Raw genomic sequence first — 23,288 nt, forward strand, 5'->3', positions numbered from 1 at the left:
GAGGCGGCTATGAACGTCGACCTCGTAGACAAGAGCGAGCCTCGCAGGCTGTCGGTAACGAGCTGAACCCTTGTGCCAGCAACCGCAATCAGACAAGAGGTTGCACATGCGGTTCGCGGGCTAACGCTTTTTAAAGTCCGTTAGCTTGCGCAGGTAGTAGCCTTGTCGCTGAACGGCGAGCTTAATGTTCTCACTGACGCTCGCTACTTTTTTCTTCTTATGCCATCTGCCTGACGCGTCGGGAAGCGGAATTGGCAAACCATTTCGCACAACCAACAGATCTCGCCTGGTGTTAAGATACACATCGAACATTCTAAGGCCCCCAGCCGATTGTCAGAGTATCGCGGGGAGCAGAAATAGCAAACAACTCCGCCCGGCCTACGATGGACAAGCACGCCGCTACAGATTGCGGTGGATGGCGTGCCGGCACGCCGGCACAACGGAGGCGACGTAGGACCTGTGTCGCGACTTGAGCGGCGGTCATCATGTGTCGTCATCCAGTGGCGGCTCACCTCACTTGTCGGCCATCTCCTGTTAGACCTTGGCAATCTCTGTGCGCACCTCGAACACACACGCTCGATGGCGCGCCGGGTCGCAAGATCGCTACGTCGCGCACCATGCAGGATAGATGCCATCAAAACGGTGCCAGCAATGCCGCTTTTGCCACACTTACCGGTGAGGACCTGATCTTGAAACGTAGGAGAGTACGTCATTCCGCTGACCGATCAGTCGCGAAATTATGTTGGCGAACTGAACGAGAGAAAAAATTGCGAGGAATTCCAAAATCATTTCGAAAAGCCTCCGGGTTCGAAAATTCGCTGTCGTAAAACACGCCCCAGCCCGGAGACCGCAAATCTAAAACTGTTTGTTGCGGCGTAAACGCAAAATGGAACAGTTCAACGAAGAAACAATAAATCAGTTGCCTTTCGGCAACAGCATGAGGAGATTGCAGCGTTCTCGAAAACACGCTGTCATTGCCGCGCCGTGCGCAGCATCGGCTTCACTGCGCGACGATTGCCGCCGCTCGCGCCGCAGGTATCGCAGATAAGCGACGCGGCTCTGATCGAGCGGGAAGCCGTCACCTTACCGCTGGATTACGCCTTCGGCTTCGAGCTTGCCGATGTAGGTCCGGCTGCAATCGAGGTGCTGCGCCAGCGCCGACGCGCTGACGGTCTCGGCGCTTCTGGATCGCGGTCGAGGAACAGGCTTGGCGACGGGCGCGACGGTTTCGGTCATCAGCGTCATTCCTGCTGCATCGCGGCGGGATAGCTCACTTTCGCTTCCGGCGGCAGAGCGGACCATATCCAGATTTGCTGCTGGTCGACCTTGGGCGCGATTGCGCCTAACCGGACCTTGCCATGCGGTCTTGAACTCATTCGTTGACGAGGGCGTGTATTGCCCCGTGACCCAAATCCCTTATGTTTATTCGTAGCAGTGATCGGAGCCGGCCCATGTTTCCGTTAATTGTTGCTGCAATCCTTTATCTCAGCCTCATCTCTGCGTGCGGGCACTATACTGCGAACTATGCCGAACAGAGGGGACGCTCTAGGGCCGCCTGGTTCATCTGGGGCGGATTGTTTTATCCACTCCCCTACATTGCGTTGGCACTCTTACCGCCAGTCCGCCGGGAGACGCCGGTCTAAGTCCGCCTCGCTTGGCGGCTTTTCTTGAGTGTCGCCTTTGGGCCCATCGCGTCATTTCGCTGCAAAGCGCTCGCTGCTCGCTATCGGCGCATAGCGAACGTTCCGGCGTCCCCTGCAACTGCAACCACGCATTTTCTCGCACCAGATATTCTCAATAGGTGCGGTGGCGCGGTCCCCGCGTTTCTTTTTGCCCTCTGAAGAACCCTGACGACCGATTGCGGAGGGACCGCCCATCCTTCGACGGTCGCCGCCAGCCATTGCGGACATCACGTCATCACCACGACACGGTGCGAGCCATCGACGATGCCGCGTTCGGGGCCGACATTCGCTGGCTTTCTGACCCAAAACAACCGTAGGCATGATTCCGAGAACCGTGTAACCTCCCCGCACCGTCACGCTCTTTGCTTGCCGGAAGCTGCTGCCCACAAAACGGAGAAACGCCGAACTCTCCGCTTCTCTTCAAATTGCAGCCTTGGTGCCATTGGCAGGCGCGATCTTCAGAACCAGCCATTCACAGATCACCAGCGTGCGCGTCGCATAGGCGCGCCCGACTGGCGGACACGATCAGATCAAAGAGGGCAAAGTCATGAGCAAAAGCTTATCGCTGCTGCTGGTGCTGTTGTTCGTCACTATCGGCCATGCGCGGGCGGACCCGCTCACTGAGGACATGACGAAACTCAATGCGCAATGGGATGCAGCGATCAACGATCCAAATTTCGATGCCTTGCTGCCAATGTATGCCACCGATGCCAGTCTAATCCCGCCCGGCGCACCGCCCGTTTCGGGTGCGACTGCGATACGCGACTTCTTTGCCAAAAGGGGAACGAGCGTCAGAAATCACAAGCTTGAACTTGTTGAGGTTTTGCCAATGGGGAACTACACATACGTGACCTCCCGCTTCAAAGCTTCCTTGGTCAAAGGCGAGGAAACGACCAAGCTGTCCGGAAGCACCGTTAAGCTTTACGAACACCAGTCCAACGGCGAATGGAAGGTTAAGTCCCACATTTTCGTTCGGGAATAGCCAGCCAAACATTACGAGCCGAATGAGCCGGGATGGGCTACACATACGCCATTTCCGAATTTCGGTAAAGGGGAATATTTGGCGCGATTGGGTTGACAGCAAAGCGAAACACCCGGGCATGCCACCGTCATTCCGGAGCGCGGCGAAGCGGCGAGCTATGATGCGCAATTGCGCATCTGAGATCCCATGTCGCCGCGCAACTGCGGCCCGATGGATTCCGGGCTCGATGCTGCGCATCGCCCCGGAATGACGAAGGGGAGAGTGTCACCCCTTCGGCCGCCCGGCAGGCCTTCGCCCTCAGCCGGCGCGCTGGCACTCTCCTTGCTGCTCGTCCGCCAATCCCTCAGACCCGCAGTGGGTCTGTTTCATAGTGAGGCGATCCTATGCAATCGACGTCCCGTTTCGAAGCGACCATCCCAACACAGCTCCACGTCCTGATCTCCGATCTGCGTTGGCGCACGCAGATGCTCGACGCCGACATTCTGGAGGAAGAGCGGAGGGCCGGGATCTCCGATCCAAACAATCTCGCCTACCCGATGCTCGCGCAGAACCTGAGAGCCCGGCGCGACAATCTCCAGGTGAGCATCGCGATCCTGGAAAGCCGCATTGAAAAGCGATCAACCGGGTGGCCGAGCGCCGCCTGACGCGGATCGTGCCGGGCCCGACTAGGCAACGCGACGGCATCTACAGAAGGGCGCGGGCGATGGGCGATAGCTCTGTCCGCGCCGGTCAACGCGCGGGAACCCGCGTTGCCCTTTTGCAACGGTTCCCCACCGTCTGAAGCCGGACAAAAGAAACTCCCATTCCAGCCACGAACCCCGCTCACAACGCCGTGAGACTAGCAGGGGAACTACGATGCGTGCACAGCGCGTTTGGAAAGTGAATGGGGCCGCCAGCATCGGGCAGCTCCAATCGAGACTGGATGACCTGAACAAACGTCTCGGTCAGCTCGAAAGCCAACATCCGGCGAGCTGGAGGCTCGAAGAACTGAGATCCAGCGCGCTCAGCCTGTCGCGCGAGATCGACGACATCCGCTGCGCCGAGGCGACGGCGGCCTTGAGCGAGCTCTTGCGGAAGTAGAGCGTCGGGCGATTCGAGCGACGCGCGAGGAACCAACCTTCCTCGCCGCTATTGCCATGCAGAGCATGGAGCAAGATCATGACCAGGCACCTGACGCGAGCCCATCTCGCGCGCGGCGTGGCCGGCGCGGTATCCACGCTGGTCCTGTGCGCGACGGCGGCATTCACCATCGCGCACCACTTCGCGCTGTGAGGGATTTTGCATGACATCCGATCCCGAGGAATCGGTGAGGCTGCAAGGTTTTGGTGAGATGACGTTGCGCACTGCTGTCGCGACGCTGATGGCGCTCGCGCCGCGCGAGCGATCCGACGCCGCCATCTTCCGCGTCCGCGACGGCGTGCGTTTGGCCTCGAGCGAGATCGCCGAACTTGCCTCGGACTGGGGCATGACACCGATGGCTGAAGTCAGGTCTCCAAGCCTCGTCCCGGACCAGCACTGGCCGGACATCGTCCGCGGCATGGTGCGCGAGGCGCCACTGCCGGCACTGATGGTGGCGTTCTTGGTGGGCGTGCTGGTGGCGCGGCGGTAGGCTACTGACCTACTGTCCAGCATTGGACCATCGGCCGGCGAATGTAGAGCCATGCCGCCGCGGCAGATGCCCCTGCCCGGCCAAATCGGCCGTGGACCCGCTCCGAAAATCGTTGCAAAAAGGCGCTCCCGAGGCGCTGGCGGCCGGTCCGCCAAGCCTCTGGAAAACGTCGACTTTTGGAAGAATGGTCGGAGTGGCAGGATTCGAACCTGCGACCCCTGCGTCCCGAACGTAAGTAGCAATCGAAAAATCCAGCAAAAACAATCAAGATCATTCCTGATTGACCACCTTTAAAGCCGTTTGTTCACGGCGTTTCGGTGGTCAATCGGTGGTCAGCCGCCAGCGCCATTCCAGTATTCGATGCGCCGTACGTGTAAAGCACTCCATTGGTAATGGAGAGGTCGACAGTTCAACTCTGTATGGCACGCTTTGGCAATCGGTCTACAAGCGGCTCTTTTATCTCGCGGCCGCTGTAGCAGCGTAGCTCTTGGAGCATGCGCCTAACTGCTTCGAAATTTGCCGCCCTGGTGCCGCTGGCAGATGCTGGCGCGACGCGGCCTCCCCACGACCGATTCAGCAAACGCCCAGGCAAATCTCCGCCCTGCGATGTCCCTTCTGCACTAGCGCCGCGGCAAAGTAGAGGAAGCAACTGGCGGTGTTTTTATGCAGGAAAGGTGGAACAGGTGGGCAAGCCTCAGCTCTGCCAATTCCGAATCCCTGTCCCGTGCTAACTGCCCGGAACTGGCGACGCGGCTAAACGATTCGTCCTGGCAGGAGGCGCTTCATGCTGATGACGAAAGAGAGACGCCCAGCGATTCGAACGCTGCGTGGTTGGGCATTCGCTGTGCTGCAGGCGGCCGGCGCCATCCACGAATGCGATGAGCACGGCTGGGCGAAGGACAGCGCCGATCCGCATGCTCGCGAGCGCGCGCTAGATAGCGCCAGACAGGAGCCGCCCGAGGGCATCTCTTCGGACGAAGCCGTCGCGGAGGTCCGTGCTGTGCTGCATTCGGTCGGCGACACCTGCCCGGAATGCCCGCCGGAAGGCGGTTGATGCAGGGGGCCCTTCGCAGAACGATGGCGCTGAGGTCCGCTCCGTCTCTGATAGCAGCCCTTTGGCGCACCTCACGCTAGGTCCGAGTCGGGCCAACAGCGGTCACAGCACGCTTGGTTTTAGAATGCAATTAATGGTATGCTTCAAAGATTAAGGTCAACTGGGCGTCGTGTCGAGCCGCTGAATTTTCCTTAGGCTCGACGAGCGCTTGTCTCCCCTTTGAACCAAAGTGAGGAGTTCGCCATGAGTTCGACCCGACGATCATTCGTAAACGGCGCGGCTGCGGCCAGCTTTGCATTCACAGTACTCAGCGGAATGCCCCCGCCTGCAAACGCACAAGCAGTCACTCCTGAGGAAGCGCGGCAAATTGCCGAGGGCGCATATATCTACGGCTATTCGCTCATCACGACCGATGTCACCCGGGTTCAGATGAGCAATGTGCCAAAGGTTGAAGGGCTTACGGCGCCGACCGGACAGTTCATCAACGTTCCGCGCTATCCGCCGGCCGATTATCGTGGCGTTTCGGCGCCAAATGCGGACACGCTTTATTCTCTGGGTTGGCTCGACCTCACTGAACCGCAGGTGTTCAGTCACCCAGATATGGGCAGTCGTTTCTATTTGTTCGAGCTGACCGACCTTTGGATGTCGGACTCCGAGTCATCGCCGAGCAGACGCACGGCTGACGGCAAGGCCGCCAACTACCTGTTCACCGGCCCTGGCTGGAAGGGCGAGGTACCGGCAGGCATGAAGCAGTTCCCCATGGCGACGCGCTACATGGTCATTCTGGGCCGAACTTATGCCGATGGCACCGAACAGGATTACAAGGCAGTTAACGAGTTGCAGGCACAGTACAAGATCACGCCGCTTTCCTCATGGGGCAAGTCGTATACACCTGTCGCGCCGCCGGTGAATCCGAATCCCGGCTTCAACATGACCGATAAGCCGCAACCGGTCATCATAGCTATGGGAACGGAGGGATATTTCAATCTCTTGGCGAAGCTAATGGGTGGGGATGCACCGCCAGCGGCGGGAGATGGCCCCATCCTCGCGAGCATGGCGAAGATCGGTATCGTACCCGGCAAGCCGTTTGAGATGAGCAAACTCGATCCCGCTGTGCAGGCTGCATTGAAGGACATTCCGCAATCAGCCCTGAAGAAGATTGAAGACAACAAGGCAGCCTTGGGCGGGATCATCGACGGCTGGGTGGTGACAAAGGGACTAGGTACCTACGGCCCCGACAGCTACATGATGCGCGCTGTGGTGGCGGCATTCGGTTGGCCCGCCAACCAGCAGCGGGATGCGGTCTATCCCTACACGGAGACCGATTCGACGGGACAGAAGCTGACGGGCGCAAACAAGTACACCTTGACCTTCGCCAAGGACGCGACGCCGCCGGTCAACGGCTTCTGGTCGATCACCATGTACATGATCGACCAGGGCTGGTGGTTCGTTCCCAATCCGCTGAACAAATTTACCGTCAGCCTGCGCGACAATCCAAAGTTCAATGCCGATGGTTCGCTGACGCTTTACCTCCAGAATGAATCGCCGGGTAAGGACAAGGAGGCGAACTGGCTTCCGGCTCCGAAGGGCGAGTTCATTCCGATGCTGAGGATGTACTGGCCGAAGGATGAGTCGCCTTCGATCCTGAACGGCTCGTGGAAGCCCCCGGCGGTGCAAAAAGCGAGCTAAACTTGTACCGCGCTGGGCGCCAACGCACCTGTGCCTGCCGTAAATCACATCCGGCCATATTGATGGTGCAGTCCGCCCAGGATCGGGCGGCAGACGACATTCCCGGCCCACTCAACGCCGCGAGGGACCGGGGCATCCTTGTTCAACGACAAATGAGTGCGCGTGGCGTTGTAGTAGTCTTGGTACGACAGCAGAACGTGGCGCAGATGGCGTTCGCCGAAGACTACGACATGATCAATGCATTCCCTCCGGATTGAACCGATCAACCGTTCTGCGTAGGCGTTTTGCCAAGGTGAGCAGAAAGACGTCGGGCGGTCTCGAATGCCGATCGACTGAACCCGGCGGACAAAGATCGCGCCATAGGCTTGATCGCGGTCCCTGACTAAGTAACGGGGGATTTGCTCCCAGCCGCAGGCTTGCGTGAGCTGATTGGCGATCCATTCGGCCGTCGGGTGCGCGGTCACCCCAAACCACAGGATCTGTCGCCGGCCATGGCCCATGATCAGCAAACCATAGAGCAGCCGGAACGAGATTGTTGGCACGACGAACAGGTCGATTGCGACAATGCCATCCGCATGGTTGCGAAGGAATGTCTTCCATCCCTGCGAGGGAGGGCCCCTCCTCCGCGCCATATATTTGGCGACACTGGTCTGGCCGATCTCGATGCCGAGCTTGAGAAGCTCTCCATGGATTCTCGGCGCTCCCCACAACGGGTTGGCGATGCTCATCTCGCGGATTAGCCGGCGAATTTCCAACGGTACAGTCGGTCGACCGCAGCGGTGCCGCGATTTCCGGCGCCAATACAATCTGAAACCAGCACGGTGCCAACGGATCACGGTGTCCGGCTTCACAATCGTCAGCGCCTTGATGGTATTCGGCACCAAACGATACAGCCCAACAAAGATCAGGCGATCCATGGCACTGAAGGCCACTCTCTTCGGCTGGTGCCGTCGCTGGATGTTAAGTTGATGACGAAGGATCAGGATCTCAGCTTCCAACGAGACCCGCGACCGGAACAATAAGACCAGCACCGACCAGACCAGGCTGTAAGCTTCTCTCATGACACAGAAGCATTGCGCGATTCGGCCTCACGTGCCAGCCGGATAAGGTTTCCGACAGGGACAGGGCGAGCAGGCGGGCGGTCACTGCGTCGGAATTAGCGCCGAAGGGCGCCTTATGGTTGCTGCACCGCCAAGAGCCGTAGTCGCTCCTGTTGAAGTAGGCGCTGGTCGGTGCGCATCCGTTCGAGTTCGTCCTCGGCCTTGCTCGTATCCTGCTTCTGCCGTTTCAAACCAACGACGAGAGCCTCTTGCTCTGCAAGTCGCCGCTCGCCTTCAACTACCTGACGCTCGACCTGCCTTAGCTCGTCTAGGATGGGCTCCCTGTACATGTACATGGTGACACGCGCTCCAACAGGTTCTCGCCATCTAACCCCGAGTTCAAAGCTGCGTTCCTAATTGCAGACTAAAGTGGAATTGGCGAAGGAAGGCGTTGCTGATGAGGTCGGCGCACTTGATGCCTTGGGTCTCGGCGTCAGCTTGACCGAGGCGGTCGCGATCAAGCTCGTTCAAGCGGCTCAGCCGCAAATAGGAACGCCGGCTCCCGGGTCAGGTTGCCGTTAAGTCGCGCCGCCAGAGGCATGCGATTGCCGGTCTACCGCACGAACGGTTATGCGCCGAGGCAACGATGAAGACCAAGGTACCCAGTAGTTTCTCACACTATGCCGAGATGATCTCCTCAGCTGAGCAATTTTTCAAGGAGGCGACGGCCTGCCGCGAGGAGGCGGCTCGGAGCCTCGACCAGGTCGATCGAGAAGGCTGGTTGAAGCTTGCGCGCGAATGGACAGAGCTCGCGCTCGCGGCCGAGCGGGGCCAGATTTTCCGCCGGGATTAGTGGGGCCGTCTCTCTACCGTTGTCACATCGGAGTAGCGTATGCGTTCCTCGCCCTCGATCGTGCCCGCCGATCGCCTCGACCGTGACATCTATCTGGTGCTTGAAGACTTCGGCGCTAGCGCCGGTTGCGCCTGGCGCGAGAAGGATGAGGCTGACACTGGCCTCGAGGGCGTTCTGCAAAATCTCCTGTCCGGCCAGTACGCCTACCCGGTCCGAATTGTATCCTTCAATCCCATCGAGGGGTGGTCGCGGGATGCGACTTCCGACGTCGCGGATGCGCTGGCCCAGCGCGTAGCCGAGACCGACGCCGAGATCTCATCTGCGCTGCAAGACTTCATCGCCGCCAACGCCACACGACGCCTTGACATGCAGTTGGCCCTGCCCTTGCGCGGTGTCGCCTGAAGGCGCAACGCAGGCGAAAACAATCGAGTCAATGGCCCGGCGCTGACTCGGCTGTTGAAGGTCGACGCTTTGGCGTGGCGTGGTATCGCAACGAGATACCGAGCTGATGCGCTTTGACAGCCACCGATGAGACGCCTCGATTCAATTCGGCGGCTATGTCTTCGCGGCGGTGATTCCCGGCCATCGCCTTGAGTTTCTCAAGGTCTTCTGACGTCCATGGGCGAGCAGAATTGGCCATTGCCGATCCTCCAAAACGAAACTCTGGCCGGTAGCTCAATCTCGGCTGGGACTAAAAGTTTCAATGGGATCCCGCAGACCGCGCACAAATGCTGCGCCAGCGCGAGCCGCCGAGATCGCGCGCCGTCGAGATCCTGTTGCCTAAGGCAGGCGAAAGCGCGCCGCCTGGTCGCCGAGCTCGAGGTCGACCAGGACTAGGGAACAACTGGCAACCGCACGCCGCAGCACCTACTACGCGGCATGCCCCACGCCTTTGAGTTTTGCGTTCCGAAGGTCGCCAAAGGCTGTGCCGGCCGGCCCCGGCTGGATCCACGAGATCAAATATGACGGTTATCGCGCGCGCCTGGTGCGCGACGGCGAGGCCGTGCGGCTCGAGTCCAAGGCCGGCCTCGACTGGACCTGGCGCTTCCCCTGGATTGTCCAGACCGCCCGCCAGCTGCGTCAGGCGCGCTTTGCAATCGACGGCGAGATCGTGGTGCTCGACGCGCGCGGGATCTCCGATTTCAACGCGCTGCATTCGGGCAAGCACAACGCCGAGGCCAGCTCTACGCCTTCGACCTGCTCGAGCTCGTCGGCGACGATTTGCGCCAGCTGCCGCTATTCGAGCGCAAGGCCGAGCTCGGCAAGCTGCTGCGCCGCCGGCCGGAAGGAATCTTCGTCGCGCCATTCGAGCCAGGCGCGCTCGGTCCGGATCTGTTCGCGGCTGCTTGCGAGATGGGCCTCGAGGGCTCGTTTCCAAGCATCGGGAACGGCGCTATCGACCGCACACATGCGACTGAATCAAGATCAAGAATCGCGCGCATCCGGCTATGTCGCGCCGGTTTGAATGAAGCAGGCCCGCGCCAGGATTCGCAGCGCGGCCCGTCCATGCGTTAAATCGACCGCGCCCGCTACTCGGTCGCCTCGAACACGAAAAAAACGCCACGGTTGCCCGTACTCGCGCCCCCTGAGGCGGCCTTAGTGTCTGCTGATCGGCTCAAATCTATCGAGCTTGGTTGCGCCTTCCCAAAGTTCGACCGCGTGCGCGTCTACAAGCAATTTGGCTCGCTCCCGAGCCTCCGCCTCGTCCTGCACCTCAATGTCAATTCGAAGCGCAATGTGCCCCTCGCCATCGATTACATATGCGCGAAACTCTCGCATGATCCCGCTCCAAAACACCGCCTCGCCCTCAAGCAGGAACGAGTTTAGAGCTGATCTAAAATCACGTCACTATTGAAATTCGGCCCGCCAGCGTGAACCGGCGGCCAGACTTGCTTTTCCACACCCACGACCAGTCGTAGCTCGCGCTCGTTCCGATTGCCTGCTTGGCTTGATGCCTTACCAGGGAAGGTTAGCGATCGCGTAGGCAACAAACCCGAGTAGTGCAATCCAAGCGAACGACACGCACCAAGACCCAACCGCACGATACGTGCTGAGGCCCCGCGCAGCACGGCTCACAGCGATAGAATCATCCATACCACCCCCAAAGCGCTGAAGATCGAACAGCACGACAAAACTGAACCGGTAAGTCCGTTCCGCCCAATCCATAAGCGTCCCCTGCTTATGCAACCTGTAGTGATTTCCATATCGTGCTTGGTTAGTTGGGAAAAGGAAGCAACGTTGACCTAACGTCGGGGGACCGTGGCCCGTCTATTTAAATTCGGCCCCGGCCGTGGGGGGCTTTTGAGGTGGAGGCCGGGGCCGGCGGAGGTACCTCGGCGGTAATGGGGTCGCCTCGGTGGTCATAAGTTATAGGAACCGGCAGCCAGGTTCTGTGCGCTTTCGCACCAAGCGGCTCGCCACTGTGTCCCAAAGCTTAACCCGAAAAGAGCCCATTGGGCCGTCGCAGATTGAAGATAGACCCCAATGCTCCCGGCTGCCGATGCAATTGCGGATTAGAGCGCCGGGAGTGCTAGGCCCGCCAGCGTGAAGTCCAGCGGGGCGGGTGTCACAAACCTGTGGCACGGCTATTGCTACGTTGCAGCCAACTGGGATTTCAGGGCTCAGTTTGAGAATGAGATGCTGCCGGGACGTGTATTTCGAGCCCGGCAGCGTTCTATTTTGAGAAAGATTTTGTGGCAAGCAGACACGACGAGCTACCGCACTGAGCGCAGATAACGGTCGGGCCGGTTGGCGCGGTTCACCGCCGCTCAGTCTGCTTTGCAGCGAAGACCGGCGCCATTGACCACGTCGCCTTATGACCCCTTGAGCCAACATGGCCCCAGCCCCGAAGCAGCCGATCATGCTTTCATGAGGCAGTCTTAGGTCCCGATGTTGGCTGTCGTTGGCAGAGCGGACGCGGTCCCGCACTCGCTTTGACCGCGAAATGTGACCCTAGCCGGGGGCGTCCATTGAATGGCAGATCAAATAGGCCCCCTCCTCCGGCATTGCCCACCAAAACTGGAGTAGTCGGCGGCTGCTGAGCTGATGCGGACGAGCCACAATCTCTCATGACCGTTTAGGCGACAAGTGATCCATTGCCTGCTGTCGTGCGTTCTAGACCTGAGAAGTCACTTGTCGAGCAACTATGGTCACTGCTATCCGAGCTTTGCATGTGCCAATCCGGGCCGAGGCTGGTGTGCCTCGCGGGTTTGTGGCGCGGTTGTCGACCAGTGTGAGCAAAGGGCCGAAGCCGAAGGTGGACTGGGCTGATTTAATCGGACGAGTCGCCTCTTCCCGTGACCGGGAGGCGTTCAAACGCCTATTCGAGCACTTCGCGCCTCGCATCAAAGGATTGATGTTGAAGGCCGGGTGCAGTTCCGACGAGGCGGAGGAGATCGCCCAGAACGCCCTGATCGCAGTATGGCGGAAGGCGAACCAGTTCGATCCGGCGACAGCCGGGGCCGCCGCGTGGATATACACGATCGCACGCAACTCGCGGATCGATTTGCTCCGCAGCAAGGCGCGGGCGGATCGCCTGCAAGGGGTCTCCGAGCTGCCGGATGCACCGGATCCCGCCGAACCGGCCGATATTGTCATTTCCCGCCTTCAAGATACCGCCCGGATCACCTCAGCCATTAAGCGGTTGTCGACTGAGCAATCCATGGTGGTGAAGCTATCGTTCATCGAGGAGAGACCGCATCCGGAAATCGCAAGCCTGCTTGGTATTCCGCTCGGAACGGTGAAGTCGCGGATCAGACTGGCGATGAACCGCTTGAGAGAGATATTGGACGAAGAAGCATGACTATCAGCCATCATCCGCCGGAAGATCTTCTGGCCGACTTTGCGGCCGGCAGGCTGGAAGAGGCTCATTACCTCGTGGTGGGATTGCATGTGGCCGAATGCGCAAGATGCGCGCGGTTCGTGCGCGCCATAGAGCAGCTTGCGGGCTTGGCGCTTGAGGATATCGATCCGGTCCCGATGGCATCAGATGCGTTCGAGCGCGTCTTGTCACGGATCGGCAATGCAGCTGAACGCCGAGCGATGCCGCCCCAGACGGACACATTCGGGATGGCGAGAGAGGCTCCGTCGGCGCTGCGAAACTACCGGATCGGCAAACCCAGGCGCGTAGCTCCTGGCGTGAGTATGCGGCCGATCGAGCTTTCCGGCTCGGGCAAGGCGCGGGCCTTCCTGCTTCGGTCTGCGCCGGGTACGCGCATGCTCGAGCACACTCACACCGGTACCGAATTGACCCTCGTGCTCGAAGGCAGCTTCAGCCACAAGGGCGGTCGCTTTGGTCCTGGTGATTTCGACTATGGTGATGGCGAGATCGACCATCGACCGATTGTCGGTAATGAAGGCCCATGTGTCTGCTTAGTTGCGATGACGGGCGACCTGCGACTGAACGGTCTGCTTGGCAGGCTGATCGGACCATTCGTTCGGCTCTGATCACCTTCGGTCCCCTCCCCCGTGATCCGATCGCGCGCCCGAAGCGTTTCAGGACAGCAAACGCAAGGGAGACCAGCCATGGCCTGCTCACGCCTGGAGAACGAGTCGTTACCCGAACTCCTGGCGCGAGTCTCAAGCGGCGATACACGAGCGTTCTCAGAGCTGCACATGCGAACACGAGGTAGGCTGCGCAGGACCGCCCTCGCGATCGGAGCTCCGCCTCACGATATCGAAGACATTCTGCAGGACACCTATCTGAAAATTTGGCGGAACGCCCCTCGCTTCGACGCCAGCCGCGCTCCAGCAATGGCTTGGATGTCCGCGATTGTCCGCAATACCGCGATCGACCATCTGCGGGTAAGAAGGTTGCCGACCTGCGAGTTCGACGAGGCGCTTATGATCACAACCAACGAAGATGCCTCGCCGATCGACGACCTGGACTTTGCCCGCGCCGAACCCATCGCTTTTGGAGTGCTGGCTCGTTTACCGGAAGATCGACGCAGGCTGGTGGCGCTCGCCTATCTCGAGGGCGAGAGCCGCGCGAGTCTGTCACGGCGCTTTGGCGTGCCGGTAGGTACCGTCAAGACCTGGCTGCACCGAACTCTTCTGGCGATGCGCAAGGATTGCCTTGCAGCATCTGGCACGGCGTAAAGGCGATGGAGACTCGGAGTTGACGGACGAGATTATTGAATTTCCCCTGCGCAAACACGAAGACCGCCTCGTGTCCGCGGTGATCAGGCTTGGAGAGCTCGTGCGAGAGGTCGAACGTCTTGCGGACGAACAGCCTGCGGATGACCTCCATCGCCTGCTCAACGTCATGGAGCGCTTCGTCAACAAGCTGGTCGAGTCCTCATCGCTGTTGCTTGACGAAGACGCGCAAGGGCGAGTCCAGACAGCATTCACGTCGTTGTCCGGGAAGATCACGGAAACCAGAGAAGCGATGGATGAGCTTCGGAGACATCCATGAATCCAGCAGCAACGACTCCCTTTCGTCGCCGACGGCACCTGCCGTCATGCTGGCAACGCTAGTTCAGGAGAAGCAGCGATAGATTCAGGTACATCGCAAAAGCGACCCAGCCTGCATAGAGCAGGAAGAGCGACGCTGCCAACCGGTCTGCGCTCCACTGGAGCCAGACGGATGCGACTATGACGACGAATAAGGCAACGATCACGACGAGTGCGATGTCCATGCGATGAAGCGAAAAGAAAATGGGCGGCCACGCGAAGTTCAGAACCATCTGAACGGTCCATAATTTCATTGCGATGCCGCGCGGCTCCGCCTCGAAGGTGCGATATCCCGCCACTGCAATGAGCATGAACAGGATAGTCCAAACGGGTGCAAAAACGGTATCCGGCGGATTAAAGGATGGCTTATTCAGCGCGGCGTACCACGCGCCGGGCCGGTTGAGCAATCCAATCAAAAGCCCCGTGGTAGGAACGATACAAAGGAACGCGGCGCGCCGGTGCCAATTCCAGCTCCTGCGACCTTGCCCGCTCGGCGCTTTGGCTGCGACGCGCATCAGTGCGCCATCCGTTGAGCGACAAGAAAGCCGCTCAAAGCGCTGACACCGGCGAGAAGCGATCCCCAGCAGACGTCAGCCACAGTCAACCCGGTCGACCAGTTTCTCAGCGTTGCCTGGTTGGTCAGATCGTAACTCGCGTAAGTGAAGCAACCCAGCAGCACACCGGAAGTAAACGCGCGCAGCACACCGCCGTCTTGCTGCGCGGGCAGCACCGCGAACCACATCAACCCGACGGGATATGCCAGATAAAACAGTGCAGCAGCAGCAAGATTTGGCTCGGACCGCAACATATCGCCCAGCACTGGCCGATAAAGCCTTTCGACCATGGTCTTCAGCCATATCATATCGAGCCCGACGAAGGTTACGGCGACAGAAAGATACGTGAAGACGAGGTTCATGTCCGCTTTCCCTTCCGAGTCCACCAGAGGTCGACCGACCCTACGAACTGGCCGAGAACTTAACGATCCAAGAGCTGCATCGGATCACTTCGCCTATTCGTTCGCTCGTGCAGCCTGCTTCGCCGACTGACCGCATCGCGCGGGATCGCGCGACCGATCATCGCGGCGGCTGTCGAGGTGGCCACGGGAAGAATGCGCTGGTTCTCGCCTGATATTCGCGATACCGTTCACCACGCGATCGGAGCATCTGCTCCTCCATCGGAGGTATGCCTGTCACCCTCATGAGGATCCAATACATGATCGCCGGTGCCGTGAGGCTGGCCCAGCCCCAAGGATATTGAGTCGACAACGCAATGACAGGGTAAGCCAACCATCCGAGCCATTCGAAGAAATAATTCGGGTGGCGTGACCATCGCCAAAGTCCGGTATTGCAAACGGGGCTGCAGTTGGATGGTGAGCGCTTGAAACGCCGCAATTGCTCATCAGCAGTCGCCTCGCCTGTGACCGCCGCCAGCATGATGGCTGCTCCGATGTAGTCCTGCAGTCTCAGGCCGGGGTACGGAGCGTGCGCGGCGAGAAAGATCGAAAACGGCAGCGGTATGGAAGCCAGCGCCTGCGACTGCAGGAAATTGAACATCCGGCGAGGAGCCTCAGGGCCCCATTCACGTGCATAGGTCGCATAACGCGGATCGTCGACGCCTGCGGCGGCGCGGTGCGCAATGTGCGTTCCAAGTCTTACCGACCAGCAGAGGACGAGCCCTGCCACGAGGGCCCGGCGAGTCGACGATCCGTCGACAAGAGGCCAGAGAGCAGCGACCGCGCCGACGAAACCGATCGAATAGGACCAGATTGCGTCCACCAGCCGGAATTGCCCGTGCGCTGCTGGACGACCCATGCAATGGCCATCAGCACGGAAAAAGCCAGTGCAATGGCGGCTATGGCCAGAAAATTCAGGAAAAGCATCCCTTCAGCGCAGCTGCATGTCCTTGATACGTAGGCTCTATGCACCGGTTTCAGATTGGGGTCCAAAGCTTGCGAATGCGCGAGGTGATCCAGGTCGCCTCGGCGAACGTTCCAATACACAGACCGCAAACGATAGGCGGACGGAGCCGTCGGAGCCGGGCGGATGGCTTTGACGTCGGAATCGAATGTTTCTCACGGCCTGTAGCCGGAAGTATTGCAATGGGGGCAGCTCAAAAATGCGCTTGGCGGTGATCGGGACTGGAATTGCAGGCAACGCCGCCGCCTGGCTCCTGTCGAAGCGCTACGCGGTGACGGTGTACGAGCGCGAGCTGCGACCTGGCGGGCACAGTCATACCGTTCGGGCCGACTACGATGGCGAAGCCGTTGACGTTGACGTCGGCTTCGTCGTGTTCAACGAATTGAACTACCCCGAGTTGACATCTTTGTTCGCGCAGCTGGGGGTGAAGACCGTCGAGACATGCATGAGCTTTGCTCTCTCCGTCGATCACGGCCGCTTTGAATGGCGCGGTGGCGGCGACGGCATTCTGCAATCTGCCTGCGGTCTGTTCGCTCAACCGCGCAATCTGGCGTCGCCATCATACTTTCGAATGCTGGCCGAAATCCTGCGATTCAACAAGCAAAGCGTGGCCGACTTGCGCGCTGGGCGGCTCGAGAAGCTGACGCTCGGCGACTATCTGCAAAGGGAATCATTTGGAGCCCGCCTGTTCTCCAACTATCTTGGGCCAATGGGAGCGGCCATCTGGTCATCATCGCCGACGGATATTCTGTCATTTCCCGCGGAGAACTTCGTCACCTTCTTCGACAATCATAGGCTCCTGCACTTGGACCGTCCGCGCTGGCGCACCGTCGAGGGTGGCAGCCGACGCTATGTCGATAAGCTCACCGCTATGTTCAAGGACAATATTAGGCTAGGCTGTGCGGCGACTTCCGTCACCCGAACGGAGCATAGCGTGATCATCCGCGACAGTCATGGAGGTGCGGACAGTTACGATGCCGTGGTGATGGCCTGCCATAGCGATCAGGCCCTGGCGGCGCTATCAGATGCCGACGCGCAAGAGCGTTCCATTCTCAGCGCGATAAAGTACATCCCGAACGCCGTCTATCTGCACCGCGATCACGGTCTGATGCCCAAGCGACGTCAAGCGTGGGCATCCTGGAATTTCCTGCAATGGCCACGGCAAACACCGGTCCAGAACGATGTCGCCGTGACGTATTGGATGAACCGGCTGCAAGACATCGATGACCGCAAGCCGCTGTTTGTCAGCCTCAACCCGCCGCGCGAGCCGGCGGCCGACCTGACGTTTGAAAAATTGTGCTTCGCTCACCCACTTTACGATATGGCTGCGTTTGCAGCCCAAAGACGGCTTCCTGCGATCCAAGGCCGTCGCCGAACATGGTTCTGTGGGGCTTGGACCGGCTACGGCTTCCACGAGGATGGTCTGCGGTCCGGAATCCGAGTGGCAGAGGTAATTGGCAGTGCGCCGACATGGCGTCAGCCCACCTCGTTGCCGGCGCAAGCTGCCGAGTAGTGCGATGTTCGGATCAGCGCCGCTCAAAGGGAGGGATGCAGCCGCGCCGGTCGTGCTTTACTGGGGGAAGGTAATGCACGCGCGATGGCGGCCAGTGCAGCACAGGTTCACCTACGACGTGATGAGCCTTCTCATCGACTTGGACCGGTTGGACGACGCCGATCGACAGTCGCGGTTGTTCGGTGTCAATCGAGCAGCAATCTTCAGCTTCCACGAGCGCGACCATGGGAATCGCACAGGCGCGAACCTGAGCCAGTACGTGCGGCTGCTGGCAGCCGAGCGCGGCATCGACCTGTCGGGAGGCCGTGTTCGTCTCCTGTGCTATCCGCGGTTCTTGGGCTACGTCTTCAACCCGCTTTCGATTTACTTCTGCTATGCGGCGTCGGGCGACCTCGCGCTGTTGATCTACGAGGTGCGCAACACCTTCGGAGAGATGCATTTGTACGTCCTGCCTGTGCAAGACATGCCCGGTAAACGGTCAATAAGGCAAAGCCAGGCCAAGGAGTTCTACGTCTCGCCCTTCATGGAGATGAGGATGCATTACCGCTTCAGCATTTCTCCGCCGGCACGTCATGTCAGGGTCAGAATCTTGCAGAAGAACGAGCAGGGTGCGATGTTTGCGGCCGCGTTTTTCGGAAGACGACGCCGGCTGACTGACGCCCGACTTTTAGCTGCATTTTTTGGTCTGCCCTTTCTCACCTTCAAGGTGATCGCCGCCATCCATTGGGAGGCGTTGCGGCTTTGGCTTAAAGGTGTTCCGTACGTGGCGCGGATGAAACAGCGCGGAATTTAAGATCATGGACCTCGCGGCAATCACTAGACTGCTCCTCCACCAGCATGTCGAAGGAGAGAACTGCACCTCCTCATTGTACCGGCCGGAACGCAGCGCCTCGAAATCGGAGATGCCGTGCAGGTTGAGGATCGTCGCATGTAGCGGACGAGGGGTGCCGTCTCGACCACGTCGTCGAACAGCACGATCCCGGCGGTGAAGTTCGGCGCTTTGATGTGGGCGAGCACCTCCGTGATCATCAGTGCCGCTTCTTTTGCATGTAGGCCTGGAAGTCCTCGACCATGCGCGGCGTGGTGACGAGCTTGGTGTCGTTCTCTTCAAGGGATGGCAGCGCGCATTCAAAGCACAGCTTGCGCGCGTCGGCAGGGGCACGCGGGCGATACTGAACGCCGCAGCCGCAATCGGCGCACCGCCCGGCGAGATTATCGAACAAATGGAGCGGTGTCAGGGCCGCGCAGACAAGCACCGTCTTGCTCATGCCTCCACCTATATTCCTGCCGGGCCGCGATCGGCCTCGCAGGATCGCCGGGGAAGAAAACGCTCGGCCTCACGCAGGCTGCGCAGCATGTATTACTTCTTGAGAATGCCGATGTCGGTGTTGCCCAGGTTCTTTATGGCGCGTTCGGCGGCGGGCGTGTCCACCGCGTTGTCGTGGGAAGTTGGAGCCGGACTAACCGAGGAAGCATCCACGTCGCCGGTCGCTGCGTGGCTGAGCGGGTTGCCCACGTTGGGACTGGAGTAGCCCGCAGTGCCGCTTATGGTATGCCCAGTCGATAGGGTGCCGCCCGCATAACCTTTCGAGCCGGTGGTCGCAGTTCCACTCGCCGCCGAGCCGCCACTGCTCGATCCACCTGTACTCTGGGCCAAGGCGAGCGAAGAGCCGCCGACGAGCAAGATCAAGATAACTGCGATGTGGTTCAAGAGCGGTCCTCTACTTGAATGTTCGCTCAATGGGTTGCACCTTCGAAAGTTCCTAGGGACCTCCCGCTCTCCAAGCCACCACGTTGATGGTGGATCGCTCCCCGAAATCTTGCTGCGCCGGAGCTCCAGGAGGTGGCCTCGCTTGTACGGATACAGCCCCAGCCGTCACGCAGGGCACCTCCTGCGCTCAACGACAATGCCGGGCCCTTCGGCGGGCGAAAACGTTGACGGTTCCGTGGACGGGAAACAAGCGAGAGGTCTGTGAGGTGGCGGCGAAATCGGCACCTACAAGCGAGGCGGACGCCCAGCTCGGATGCGGAATAGGCTGGACGATGCTGATCACCTATCCCTTGATGGCCGCGATCCAGGAGATCTCGGGACGTATTGGCCGGGTTACGGGCCACGGCAATCGCCGGAAACGTCTGCCGAAATTTTCCAGCACCGGTCATCTGGTATGATCGTGCTGCTCTTCGTGGCCAACACGATCAACGTCGCCGTCGACCTTGGGCCGATGGGCGATGCCCTCCAGCTTTTCATCGGGGGCCCAGGAACGCTTTACGTCGTGGTCTTCGGCGCGGTTTCGGTGATCGCGTAGATCTTCTTCAAGTATGAACGCCATAGACGACTACGTCGAAGAGATGACCGGCGATCACATTAGGATGCACGGCCAGAACCACAAGTGTGGGTGAAGCAGTTCGGCCTTCGGACGAAGAATCTGGTAGTCGATCTGCATGAAACTCACCGCACCGAACGCGCCCTTGCCGCTCCTGACGCCACTGCCCGCAAACTGGCCGAGCTCGCAAAGACCATTGAAGCTATCCAGGACGGTCGCATTCACATCGAAAAGCTCAATGCTCCGTTTCTCTATACGCTCAAGGCCGCCGGGTCGGAGTTCGGCGCCGGCATCAAGCATGCGGTTGAGAAGGGCTGGCTCGAGCTGCACGAGAGGGGGGACGTATGTCGGCTGATCGGCACCAGCGGAAAAACGGCCCCAGCAAAGACTGAGTTGCCGGGGCCGTTTGTTGGCGGTAATGGGGGGCTAAAGTCTAGGAAGATTCCGCGATCGGGTCTGTATGCCTTCCGACATAGGCGGCGCCACTGCTCGCGCTCTCTGAGTGATCGACGCTGCTTAGCTTTTCCACACCCACGACCCGCGGTGGCTCACGCTCGTCCGCCGATAGGACTCGATAATTTGCAAGGTGCATGCGATGCCGCTTTGATCGAGGCATGCCTCGCCCAGCCAGACGCCACACGTCTACGCAGGCCGACGGTCGACCGCGCAAGATCACCTTCGGCGAGATGCGGGAGAGGGCGTTCGCGGCGTGCTGATCTATTGCGCCATTGCGGCCATCACATTGCTCGACGCCGACCGCTGGCCTGACTGTGTAAGGCTCTCCGATCTCGAGCCGCGGTTCGTCTGCCGGGGTTGCGGTAATCGCGGCGCCGAGGTTCGGCTTGATTTTGAACGGGGCAACCAACGCCTTGCAATCGTAGGCGCGAAAGGGGCCGCCAACTGAGGTGGTCTCCTGCTTCTCACTCGTTACTTTCGCCTCTCGCTCGTTATTGTCCCCCTGATAACAAAGAGGGTTCGCTTGCCATCGGATATCACTGTGCTCAGGTATGTATTTCCCCGACCCGGGTGGCATGGCGGCGGCAGTCTTGCCACCGTTGAAATCTAGCGGAGTGTATTTGCGAAGCGATCGCCATCCGGTGACTCCGGCTTCTCCTTATCCTTCTCCCGCTCCCTCAGATCCTTGGCGATCTCATCGACCGACGTCTCGCGGGCAAGCTCGTCCGGCGCGCAATCGTCGTCATCGTCGCATTCGAGCCGTTTCGCGATTCGCTGCAATATGCGCAGCGATCTTGTCGCCTCGCGTTCCGCAAGGAGATTGATCTGAAGTTCGAGATGGTCGCGGCGCTCAAGGCTGCGGTCGATGGTGCCCTGCCGGATCAGCACGCAGGACGTAAGGAGGACCGCTTCGAGCGCGAGGATCAGTGCAAGAAGCGGAAATGGGTATTCGTCGATCGCGTGGTGCGGGAGCCAGACGTTGAATGCCATCCAGGCGGCCACAACTACGAACTGCAGCACGATGAACTGTGTCGTGCCGACAAACCAGCCGATCCAGTGAAAAAGCCGGTGGTGAACGGCGAGATCCTTCTCTTCCTCCTTTTCGAGGCGCAGTATGGCGTCGATATTTTCCGCCGGCGTTCCGCTCTTGTCTGTCCCGGCCGACATCATTACCCGGAGATCCGGTCTGCCGCGCGCCGCGCCGCTTTGCCCGCTTTGTCAACGGCTTCGTCACCGACCTTTTCCGCGGCCGCCCTCGCCTCGCATCTCGAGCGAATGTCTTCCAGCTCGTCATCCGTCAGGTGTTCGATGCCGACAAGAGAATTCCTGGCCTCGCTGACGCGGATCAGCTCATCAAGCTTGACCTGGATCGCGGCGCTGTCGCGGTTCTGAGAATTCTGAATGAGAAAGACCATCAGGAACGTGACGATGGTCGTCCCCGTGTTGATAACGAGCTGCCAAGTATCAGAGAAGCCAAAGATCGGGCCGCTGATGGCCCAGACAATCACAATCCCTGCGGCAAGGATGAAGGTCGACGCCCTCCCCGCCGCAAGCGATGTCTTGTTGGCGAGATCGCCGAAGAATTTCGATACGCCCGAAGGCTCGCCCTTGTCCTTGCCGGTCATACTCATCAGCCACCTTCTTAACCGGCGCCGGGCGTCAAGGTTCCATCACACAGGAACCTTGGCCTTATCTGCTCATTGCCCCGACAGATGGGGAAAAATTGCGCCATCCCATTCAAGGGGATAAAATGATCGATACAGTCGTAGTGGCGCCTGGCGACTCACGGGCATCGTCTCTGTCAGGCGTTTCCTGGCCTTCAATCGTTGCGGGCGCCGTCGTCGCCTGCGCGATGACGCTCGTCCTCATCGCGTTCGGGACGGGGCTTGGCCTTAGCGTCGTCTCGACGTGGGCGGAGTCCGGCATATCGGCAACGACCTTCAAGATCACGACCGGGCTTTATCTAATCGTCATCGCCATGATTTCCTCGTCGCTCGGGGGTTATATCGCGGGCCGGCTGAGGTCGGGCTGGGACGGCGTCGAGCGTGACGAAGTCTACTTTCGGGATACGGCCCATGGTTTTGTCGCCTGGGCGCTTGCGTCCGTCCTTGGCGCTGCGCTTTTGGCCACCCCGGCGACGAGCTTTGTCAGCAGCGCTGTGACAGGCGCCAGCCAAGGCGTAGCATCAGGCGCCGCCCAGTCCGCGCGTCCGATGGACGGGTATGTCGACACGCTTTTGCGCGGCGACCCCGCGGCACAGGGCCAGAACGCAAATCCCGCCGACACGCGCAGTGAGGTGACGCGCCTGTTCACCCGCAGCTTCCGCAACGGCGGCGACCTCAAAGGTCCGGATCGTGAGTACCCGGCAAAGGTCGTGGCCGCGCGAACCGGCCTCAGACAGGCGGACGCGGAGAAGCGGGTCAATGATGTGGTTACTCAGGTGAAGGCGGACGCGGACGCCGCGCGCAAGGCTACGGGTGCCCTCGCCTTCTGGATTACGGCCTCGCTATTGCTCGGCGCATTCTGCGCAAGTCTTGCAGCCACCGAAGGCGGCGGCCTTCGCGACGGCACCTGGAAACTTCGTCGCTAGCTGAAAGGAAAGACCATGCCCATTCTTTTGTGGCTACTTGGAATCCCGATCCCGCTCATCATCCTGATCCTCCTGTTGAGGTAAAAGGTAAACTCCGCGGCGAGCTTCCCGTGCGGCGCCAACAAGAGC

At 59.9% G+C, this 23,288-nt stretch carries 26 protein-coding genes and 2 pseudogenes; 16 read left to right on the top strand and 12 right to left on the bottom strand.

Annotation, left to right across the window (positions count from 1 at the left end):
- Positions 1 to 1,083: 1,083 nt before the first annotated feature.
- The gene (locus CT676_RS44510) at positions 1,084 to 1,245 is read right to left on the bottom strand and encodes a hypothetical protein (protein ID WP_161495712.1); all 162 of its coding nucleotides are present in this window, start codon (positions 1,243 to 1,245) and stop codon (positions 1,084 to 1,086) included.
- A 984-nt stretch (positions 1,246 to 2,229) separates the two neighbouring features.
- Here CT676_RS44510 and CT676_RS37365 point away from each other — a divergent pair.
- Together CT676_RS37365 and CT676_RS37370 are read left to right on the top strand one after the other, a co-directional pair.
- The gene (locus CT676_RS37365; protein WP_085398213.1) at positions 2,230 to 2,664 is read left to right on the top strand and encodes a DUF4440 domain-containing protein; all 435 of its coding nucleotides are present in this window, start codon (positions 2,230 to 2,232) and stop codon (positions 2,662 to 2,664) included.
- Positions 2,665 to 3,047: 383 nt separating this feature from the next.
- Complete coding sequence (locus CT676_RS37370) at positions 3,048 to 3,308, top strand: hypothetical protein (protein WP_028154650.1); 261 nt, start codon at positions 3,048 to 3,050, stop codon at positions 3,306 to 3,308.
- Between the two features lie 300 nt (positions 3,309 to 3,608).
- On the opposite strand, the gene CT676_RS44795 is transcribed toward CT676_RS37370, so the two are convergent.
- Positions 3,609 to 3,824 (bottom strand): hypothetical protein, encoded by a 216-nt coding sequence (locus tag CT676_RS44795; protein ID WP_038945415.1) that lies wholly within the window; start codon positions 3,822 to 3,824, stop codon positions 3,609 to 3,611.
- Positions 3,825 to 3,946: 122 nt separating this feature from the next.
- On the opposite strand from CT676_RS44795, the gene CT676_RS37380 reads away from it, so the two are divergent.
- The 3 genes from CT676_RS37380 to CT676_RS37390 all read left to right on the top strand — a co-directional run bounded on the left by CT676_RS37380 (position 3,947) and on the right by CT676_RS37390 (position 7,016).
- Positions 3,947 to 4,273, top strand: coding sequence for a hypothetical protein (locus CT676_RS37380; RefSeq protein WP_028154397.1), 327 nt, complete (start codon positions 3,947 to 3,949; stop codon positions 4,271 to 4,273).
- 784 nt (positions 4,274 to 5,057) lie between these two features.
- Positions 5,058 to 5,327, top strand: a complete 270-nt coding sequence (locus CT676_RS37385) for a hypothetical protein (protein WP_135216666.1) — start codon at positions 5,058 to 5,060, stop codon at positions 5,325 to 5,327.
- A gap of 243 nt (positions 5,328 to 5,570) precedes the next feature.
- On the top strand, positions 5,571 to 7,016 hold the full coding sequence (locus tag CT676_RS37390) for a DUF1254 domain-containing protein (protein ID WP_205124622.1): 1,446 nt from the start codon (positions 5,571 to 5,573) through the stop codon (positions 7,014 to 7,016).
- Positions 7,017 to 7,060: 44 nt separating this feature from the next.
- Here the strand turns inward: CT676_RS37390 and CT676_RS45595 are convergent, their stop codons facing one another.
- Positions 7,061 to 8,077: an integrase core domain-containing protein gene (locus tag CT676_RS45595; protein ID WP_135216667.1), complete on the bottom strand. Its 1,017-nt coding sequence runs from the start codon at positions 8,075 to 8,077 to the stop codon at positions 7,061 to 7,063.
- Between the two features lie 113 nt (positions 8,078 to 8,190).
- Positions 8,191 to 8,412, bottom strand: coding sequence for a hypothetical protein (locus tag CT676_RS37400; protein WP_244623404.1), 222 nt, complete (start codon positions 8,410 to 8,412; stop codon positions 8,191 to 8,193).
- 290 nt (positions 8,413 to 8,702) lie between these two features.
- On the opposite strand from CT676_RS37400, the gene CT676_RS37405 reads away from it, so the two are divergent.
- The 7 genes from CT676_RS37405 (at position 8,703) to CT676_RS37445 (ending at position 14,322) form a co-directional block, all read left to right on the top strand.
- Entirely contained in the window at positions 8,703 to 8,909 is a 207-nt protein-coding gene (locus CT676_RS37405; protein WP_135216668.1) for a hypothetical protein, read from the top strand.
- A 39-nt stretch (positions 8,910 to 8,948) separates the two neighbouring features.
- Complete coding sequence (locus CT676_RS37410) at positions 8,949 to 9,311, top strand: hypothetical protein (protein WP_135216669.1); 363 nt, start codon at positions 8,949 to 8,951, stop codon at positions 9,309 to 9,311.
- Between the two features lie 523 nt (positions 9,312 to 9,834).
- Positions 9,835 to 10,374: a hypothetical protein gene (locus tag CT676_RS37420; RefSeq protein WP_244623406.1), complete on the top strand. Its 540-nt coding sequence runs from the start codon at positions 9,835 to 9,837 to the stop codon at positions 10,372 to 10,374.
- A 1,791-nt stretch (positions 10,375 to 12,165) separates the two neighbouring features.
- Entirely contained in the window at positions 12,166 to 12,711 is a 546-nt protein-coding gene (locus CT676_RS37430) for a sigma-70 family RNA polymerase sigma factor (protein ID WP_135216704.1), read from the top strand.
- Positions 12,708 to 13,355, top strand: coding sequence for a ChrR family anti-sigma-E factor (locus CT676_RS37435; RefSeq protein ID WP_135216672.1), 648 nt, complete (start codon positions 12,708 to 12,710; stop codon positions 13,353 to 13,355). Before CT676_RS37430 ends, CT676_RS37435 begins: the two co-directional genes overlap by 4 nt.
- 78 nt (positions 13,356 to 13,433) lie before the next feature.
- Positions 13,434 to 14,006: a sigma-70 family RNA polymerase sigma factor gene (locus tag CT676_RS37440; protein ID WP_135216673.1), complete on the top strand. Its 573-nt coding sequence runs from the start codon at positions 13,434 to 13,436 to the stop codon at positions 14,004 to 14,006.
- Between the two features lie 19 nt (positions 14,007 to 14,025).
- The gene (locus CT676_RS37445) at positions 14,026 to 14,322 is read left to right on the top strand and encodes a hypothetical protein (RefSeq protein WP_135216674.1); all 297 of its coding nucleotides are present in this window, start codon (positions 14,026 to 14,028) and stop codon (positions 14,320 to 14,322) included.
- A 58-nt stretch (positions 14,323 to 14,380) separates the two neighbouring features.
- Here the strand turns inward: CT676_RS37445 and CT676_RS37450 are convergent, their stop codons facing one another.
- The 3 genes and pseudogenes from CT676_RS37450 to CT676_RS37460 form a co-directional block, all read right to left on the bottom strand.
- Positions 14,381 to 14,875, bottom strand: a complete 495-nt coding sequence (locus CT676_RS37450; RefSeq protein WP_135216675.1) for a TspO/MBR family protein — start codon at positions 14,873 to 14,875, stop codon at positions 14,381 to 14,383.
- Positions 14,875 to 15,276, bottom strand: a complete 402-nt coding sequence (locus CT676_RS37455) for a DUF2177 family protein (protein ID WP_135216676.1) — start codon at positions 15,274 to 15,276, stop codon at positions 14,875 to 14,877. The genes CT676_RS37450 and CT676_RS37455 overlap by 1 nt, the downstream gene beginning before the upstream one ends.
- A 157-nt stretch (positions 15,277 to 15,433) precedes the next feature.
- A pseudogene (locus CT676_RS37460) lies at positions 15,434 to 16,239 on the bottom strand (DUF1295 domain-containing protein).
- Positions 16,240 to 16,475: 236 nt separating this feature from the next.
- On the opposite strand from CT676_RS37460, the gene CT676_RS37465 reads away from it, so the two are divergent.
- Together CT676_RS37465 and CT676_RS37470 are read left to right on the top strand one after the other, a co-directional pair.
- The gene (locus CT676_RS37465; protein ID WP_135216677.1) at positions 16,476 to 17,789 is read left to right on the top strand and encodes an FAD-dependent oxidoreductase; all 1,314 of its coding nucleotides are present in this window, start codon (positions 16,476 to 16,478) and stop codon (positions 17,787 to 17,789) included.
- Between the two features lie 4 nt (positions 17,790 to 17,793).
- Positions 17,794 to 18,582: a DUF1365 domain-containing protein gene (locus CT676_RS37470; protein ID WP_135216678.1), complete on the top strand. Its 789-nt coding sequence runs from the start codon at positions 17,794 to 17,796 to the stop codon at positions 18,580 to 18,582.
- 235 nt (positions 18,583 to 18,817) lie between these two features.
- Here the strand turns inward: CT676_RS37470 and CT676_RS37475 are convergent, their stop codons facing one another.
- Together CT676_RS37475 and CT676_RS37480 are read right to left on the bottom strand one after the other, a co-directional pair.
- Positions 18,818 to 19,057, bottom strand: coding sequence for a hypothetical protein (locus CT676_RS37475; RefSeq protein ID WP_135216679.1), 240 nt, complete (start codon positions 19,055 to 19,057; stop codon positions 18,818 to 18,820).
- A 92-nt stretch (positions 19,058 to 19,149) separates the two neighbouring features.
- Positions 19,150 to 19,500 (bottom strand): hypothetical protein, encoded by a 351-nt coding sequence (locus CT676_RS37480; RefSeq protein ID WP_135216680.1) that lies wholly within the window; start codon positions 19,498 to 19,500, stop codon positions 19,150 to 19,152.
- Positions 19,501 to 19,777: 277 nt separating this feature from the next.
- On the opposite strand from CT676_RS37480, the pseudogene CT676_RS37485 reads away from it, so the two are divergent.
- Positions 19,778 to 20,092 (top strand): annotated as a pseudogene (locus tag CT676_RS37485) (divalent metal cation transporter); the annotation flags it as partial.
- Positions 20,093 to 20,149: 57 nt separating this feature from the next.
- Here CT676_RS37485 and CT676_RS46325 read toward each other — a convergent pair.
- The 3 genes from CT676_RS46325 to CT676_RS37505 form a co-directional block, all read right to left on the bottom strand.
- Positions 20,150 to 20,443 (bottom strand): hypothetical protein, encoded by a 294-nt coding sequence (locus tag CT676_RS46325; RefSeq protein WP_167768296.1) that lies wholly within the window; start codon positions 20,441 to 20,443, stop codon positions 20,150 to 20,152.
- 732 nt (positions 20,444 to 21,175) lie between these two features.
- Positions 21,176 to 21,736, bottom strand: coding sequence for a DUF1003 domain-containing protein (locus CT676_RS37500; RefSeq protein ID WP_167768297.1), 561 nt, complete (start codon positions 21,734 to 21,736; stop codon positions 21,176 to 21,178).
- Positions 21,737 to 21,738: 2 nt separating this feature from the next.
- Complete coding sequence (locus CT676_RS37505; protein WP_135216705.1) at positions 21,739 to 22,194, bottom strand: low affinity iron permease family protein; 456 nt, start codon at positions 22,192 to 22,194, stop codon at positions 21,739 to 21,741.
- Between the two features lie 227 nt (positions 22,195 to 22,421).
- Here CT676_RS37505 and CT676_RS37510 point away from each other — a divergent pair, with 227 nt between their 5' ends.
- Positions 22,422 to 23,159, top strand: coding sequence for a hypothetical protein (locus CT676_RS37510; protein WP_244623408.1), 738 nt, complete (start codon positions 22,422 to 22,424; stop codon positions 23,157 to 23,159).
- Positions 23,160 to 23,288 lie beyond the last annotated feature (129 nt).

The sequence above is a fragment of the Bradyrhizobium sp. MOS001 genome (assembly GCF_004634465.1).
GTDB lineage: Bacteria > Pseudomonadota > Alphaproteobacteria > Rhizobiales > Xanthobacteraceae > Bradyrhizobium > Bradyrhizobium barranii.

Excerpts from the sequence above, each read along its gene's own strand:
- CT676_RS44510 (WP_161495712.1), bottom strand. The coding sequence starts at position 1,245 with ATGACGCTGATGACCGAAACCGTCGCGCCCGTCGCCAAGCCTGTTCCT.
- CT676_RS37385 (WP_135216666.1), top strand. The coding sequence starts at position 5,058 with ATGCTGATGACGAAAGAGAGACGCCCAGCGATTCGAACGCTGCGTGGT.
- CT676_RS45595 (WP_135216667.1), bottom strand. The coding sequence starts at position 8,077 with ATGAGAGAAGCTTACAGCCTGGTCTGGTCGGTGCTGGTCTTATTGTTC.
- CT676_RS37450 (WP_135216675.1), bottom strand. The coding sequence starts at position 14,875 with ATGCGCGTCGCAGCCAAAGCGCCGAGCGGGCAAGGTCGCAGGAGCTGG.
- CT676_RS37475 (WP_135216679.1), bottom strand. The coding sequence starts at position 19,057 with ATGAGCAAGACGGTGCTTGTCTGCGCGGCCCTGACACCGCTCCATTTG.
- CT676_RS37465 (WP_135216677.1), top strand. The coding sequence starts at position 16,476 with ATGCGCTTGGCGGTGATCGGGACTGGAATTGCAGGCAACGCCGCCGCC.
- CT676_RS37440 (WP_135216673.1), top strand. The coding sequence starts at position 13,434 with ATGGCCTGCTCACGCCTGGAGAACGAGTCGTTACCCGAACTCCTGGCG.
- CT676_RS37405 (WP_135216668.1), top strand. The coding sequence starts at position 8,703 with ATGAAGACCAAGGTACCCAGTAGTTTCTCACACTATGCCGAGATGATC.
- CT676_RS37455 (WP_135216676.1), bottom strand. The coding sequence starts at position 15,276 with ATGAACCTCGTCTTCACGTATCTTTCTGTCGCCGTAACCTTCGTCGGG.
- CT676_RS37400 (WP_244623404.1), bottom strand. The coding sequence starts at position 8,412 with ATGTACATGTACAGGGAGCCCATCCTAGACGAGCTAAGGCAGGTCGAG.
- CT676_RS37390 (WP_205124622.1), top strand. The coding sequence starts at position 5,571 with ATGAGTTCGACCCGACGATCATTCGTAAACGGCGCGGCTGCGGCCAGC.
- CT676_RS37500 (WP_167768297.1), bottom strand. The coding sequence starts at position 21,736 with ATGTCGGCCGGGACAGACAAGAGCGGAACGCCGGCGGAAAATATCGAC.
- CT676_RS44795 (WP_038945415.1), bottom strand. The coding sequence starts at position 3,824 with ATGATCTTGCTCCATGCTCTGCATGGCAATAGCGGCGAGGAAGGTTGG.
- CT676_RS37505 (WP_135216705.1), bottom strand. The coding sequence starts at position 22,194 with ATGACCGGCAAGGACAAGGGCGAGCCTTCGGGCGTATCGAAATTCTTC.
- CT676_RS37510 (WP_244623408.1), top strand. The coding sequence starts at position 22,422 with ATGACGCTCGTCCTCATCGCGTTCGGGACGGGGCTTGGCCTTAGCGTC.
- CT676_RS37435 (WP_135216672.1), top strand. The coding sequence starts at position 12,708 with ATGACTATCAGCCATCATCCGCCGGAAGATCTTCTGGCCGACTTTGCG.
- CT676_RS37470 (WP_135216678.1), top strand. The coding sequence starts at position 17,794 with ATGTTCGGATCAGCGCCGCTCAAAGGGAGGGATGCAGCCGCGCCGGTC.
- CT676_RS37410 (WP_135216669.1), top strand. The coding sequence starts at position 8,949 with ATGCGTTCCTCGCCCTCGATCGTGCCCGCCGATCGCCTCGACCGTGAC.
- CT676_RS37380 (WP_028154397.1), top strand. The coding sequence starts at position 3,947 with ATGACATCCGATCCCGAGGAATCGGTGAGGCTGCAAGGTTTTGGTGAG.
- CT676_RS37365 (WP_085398213.1), top strand. The coding sequence starts at position 2,230 with ATGAGCAAAAGCTTATCGCTGCTGCTGGTGCTGTTGTTCGTCACTATC.
- CT676_RS37370 (WP_028154650.1), top strand. The coding sequence starts at position 3,048 with ATGCAATCGACGTCCCGTTTCGAAGCGACCATCCCAACACAGCTCCAC.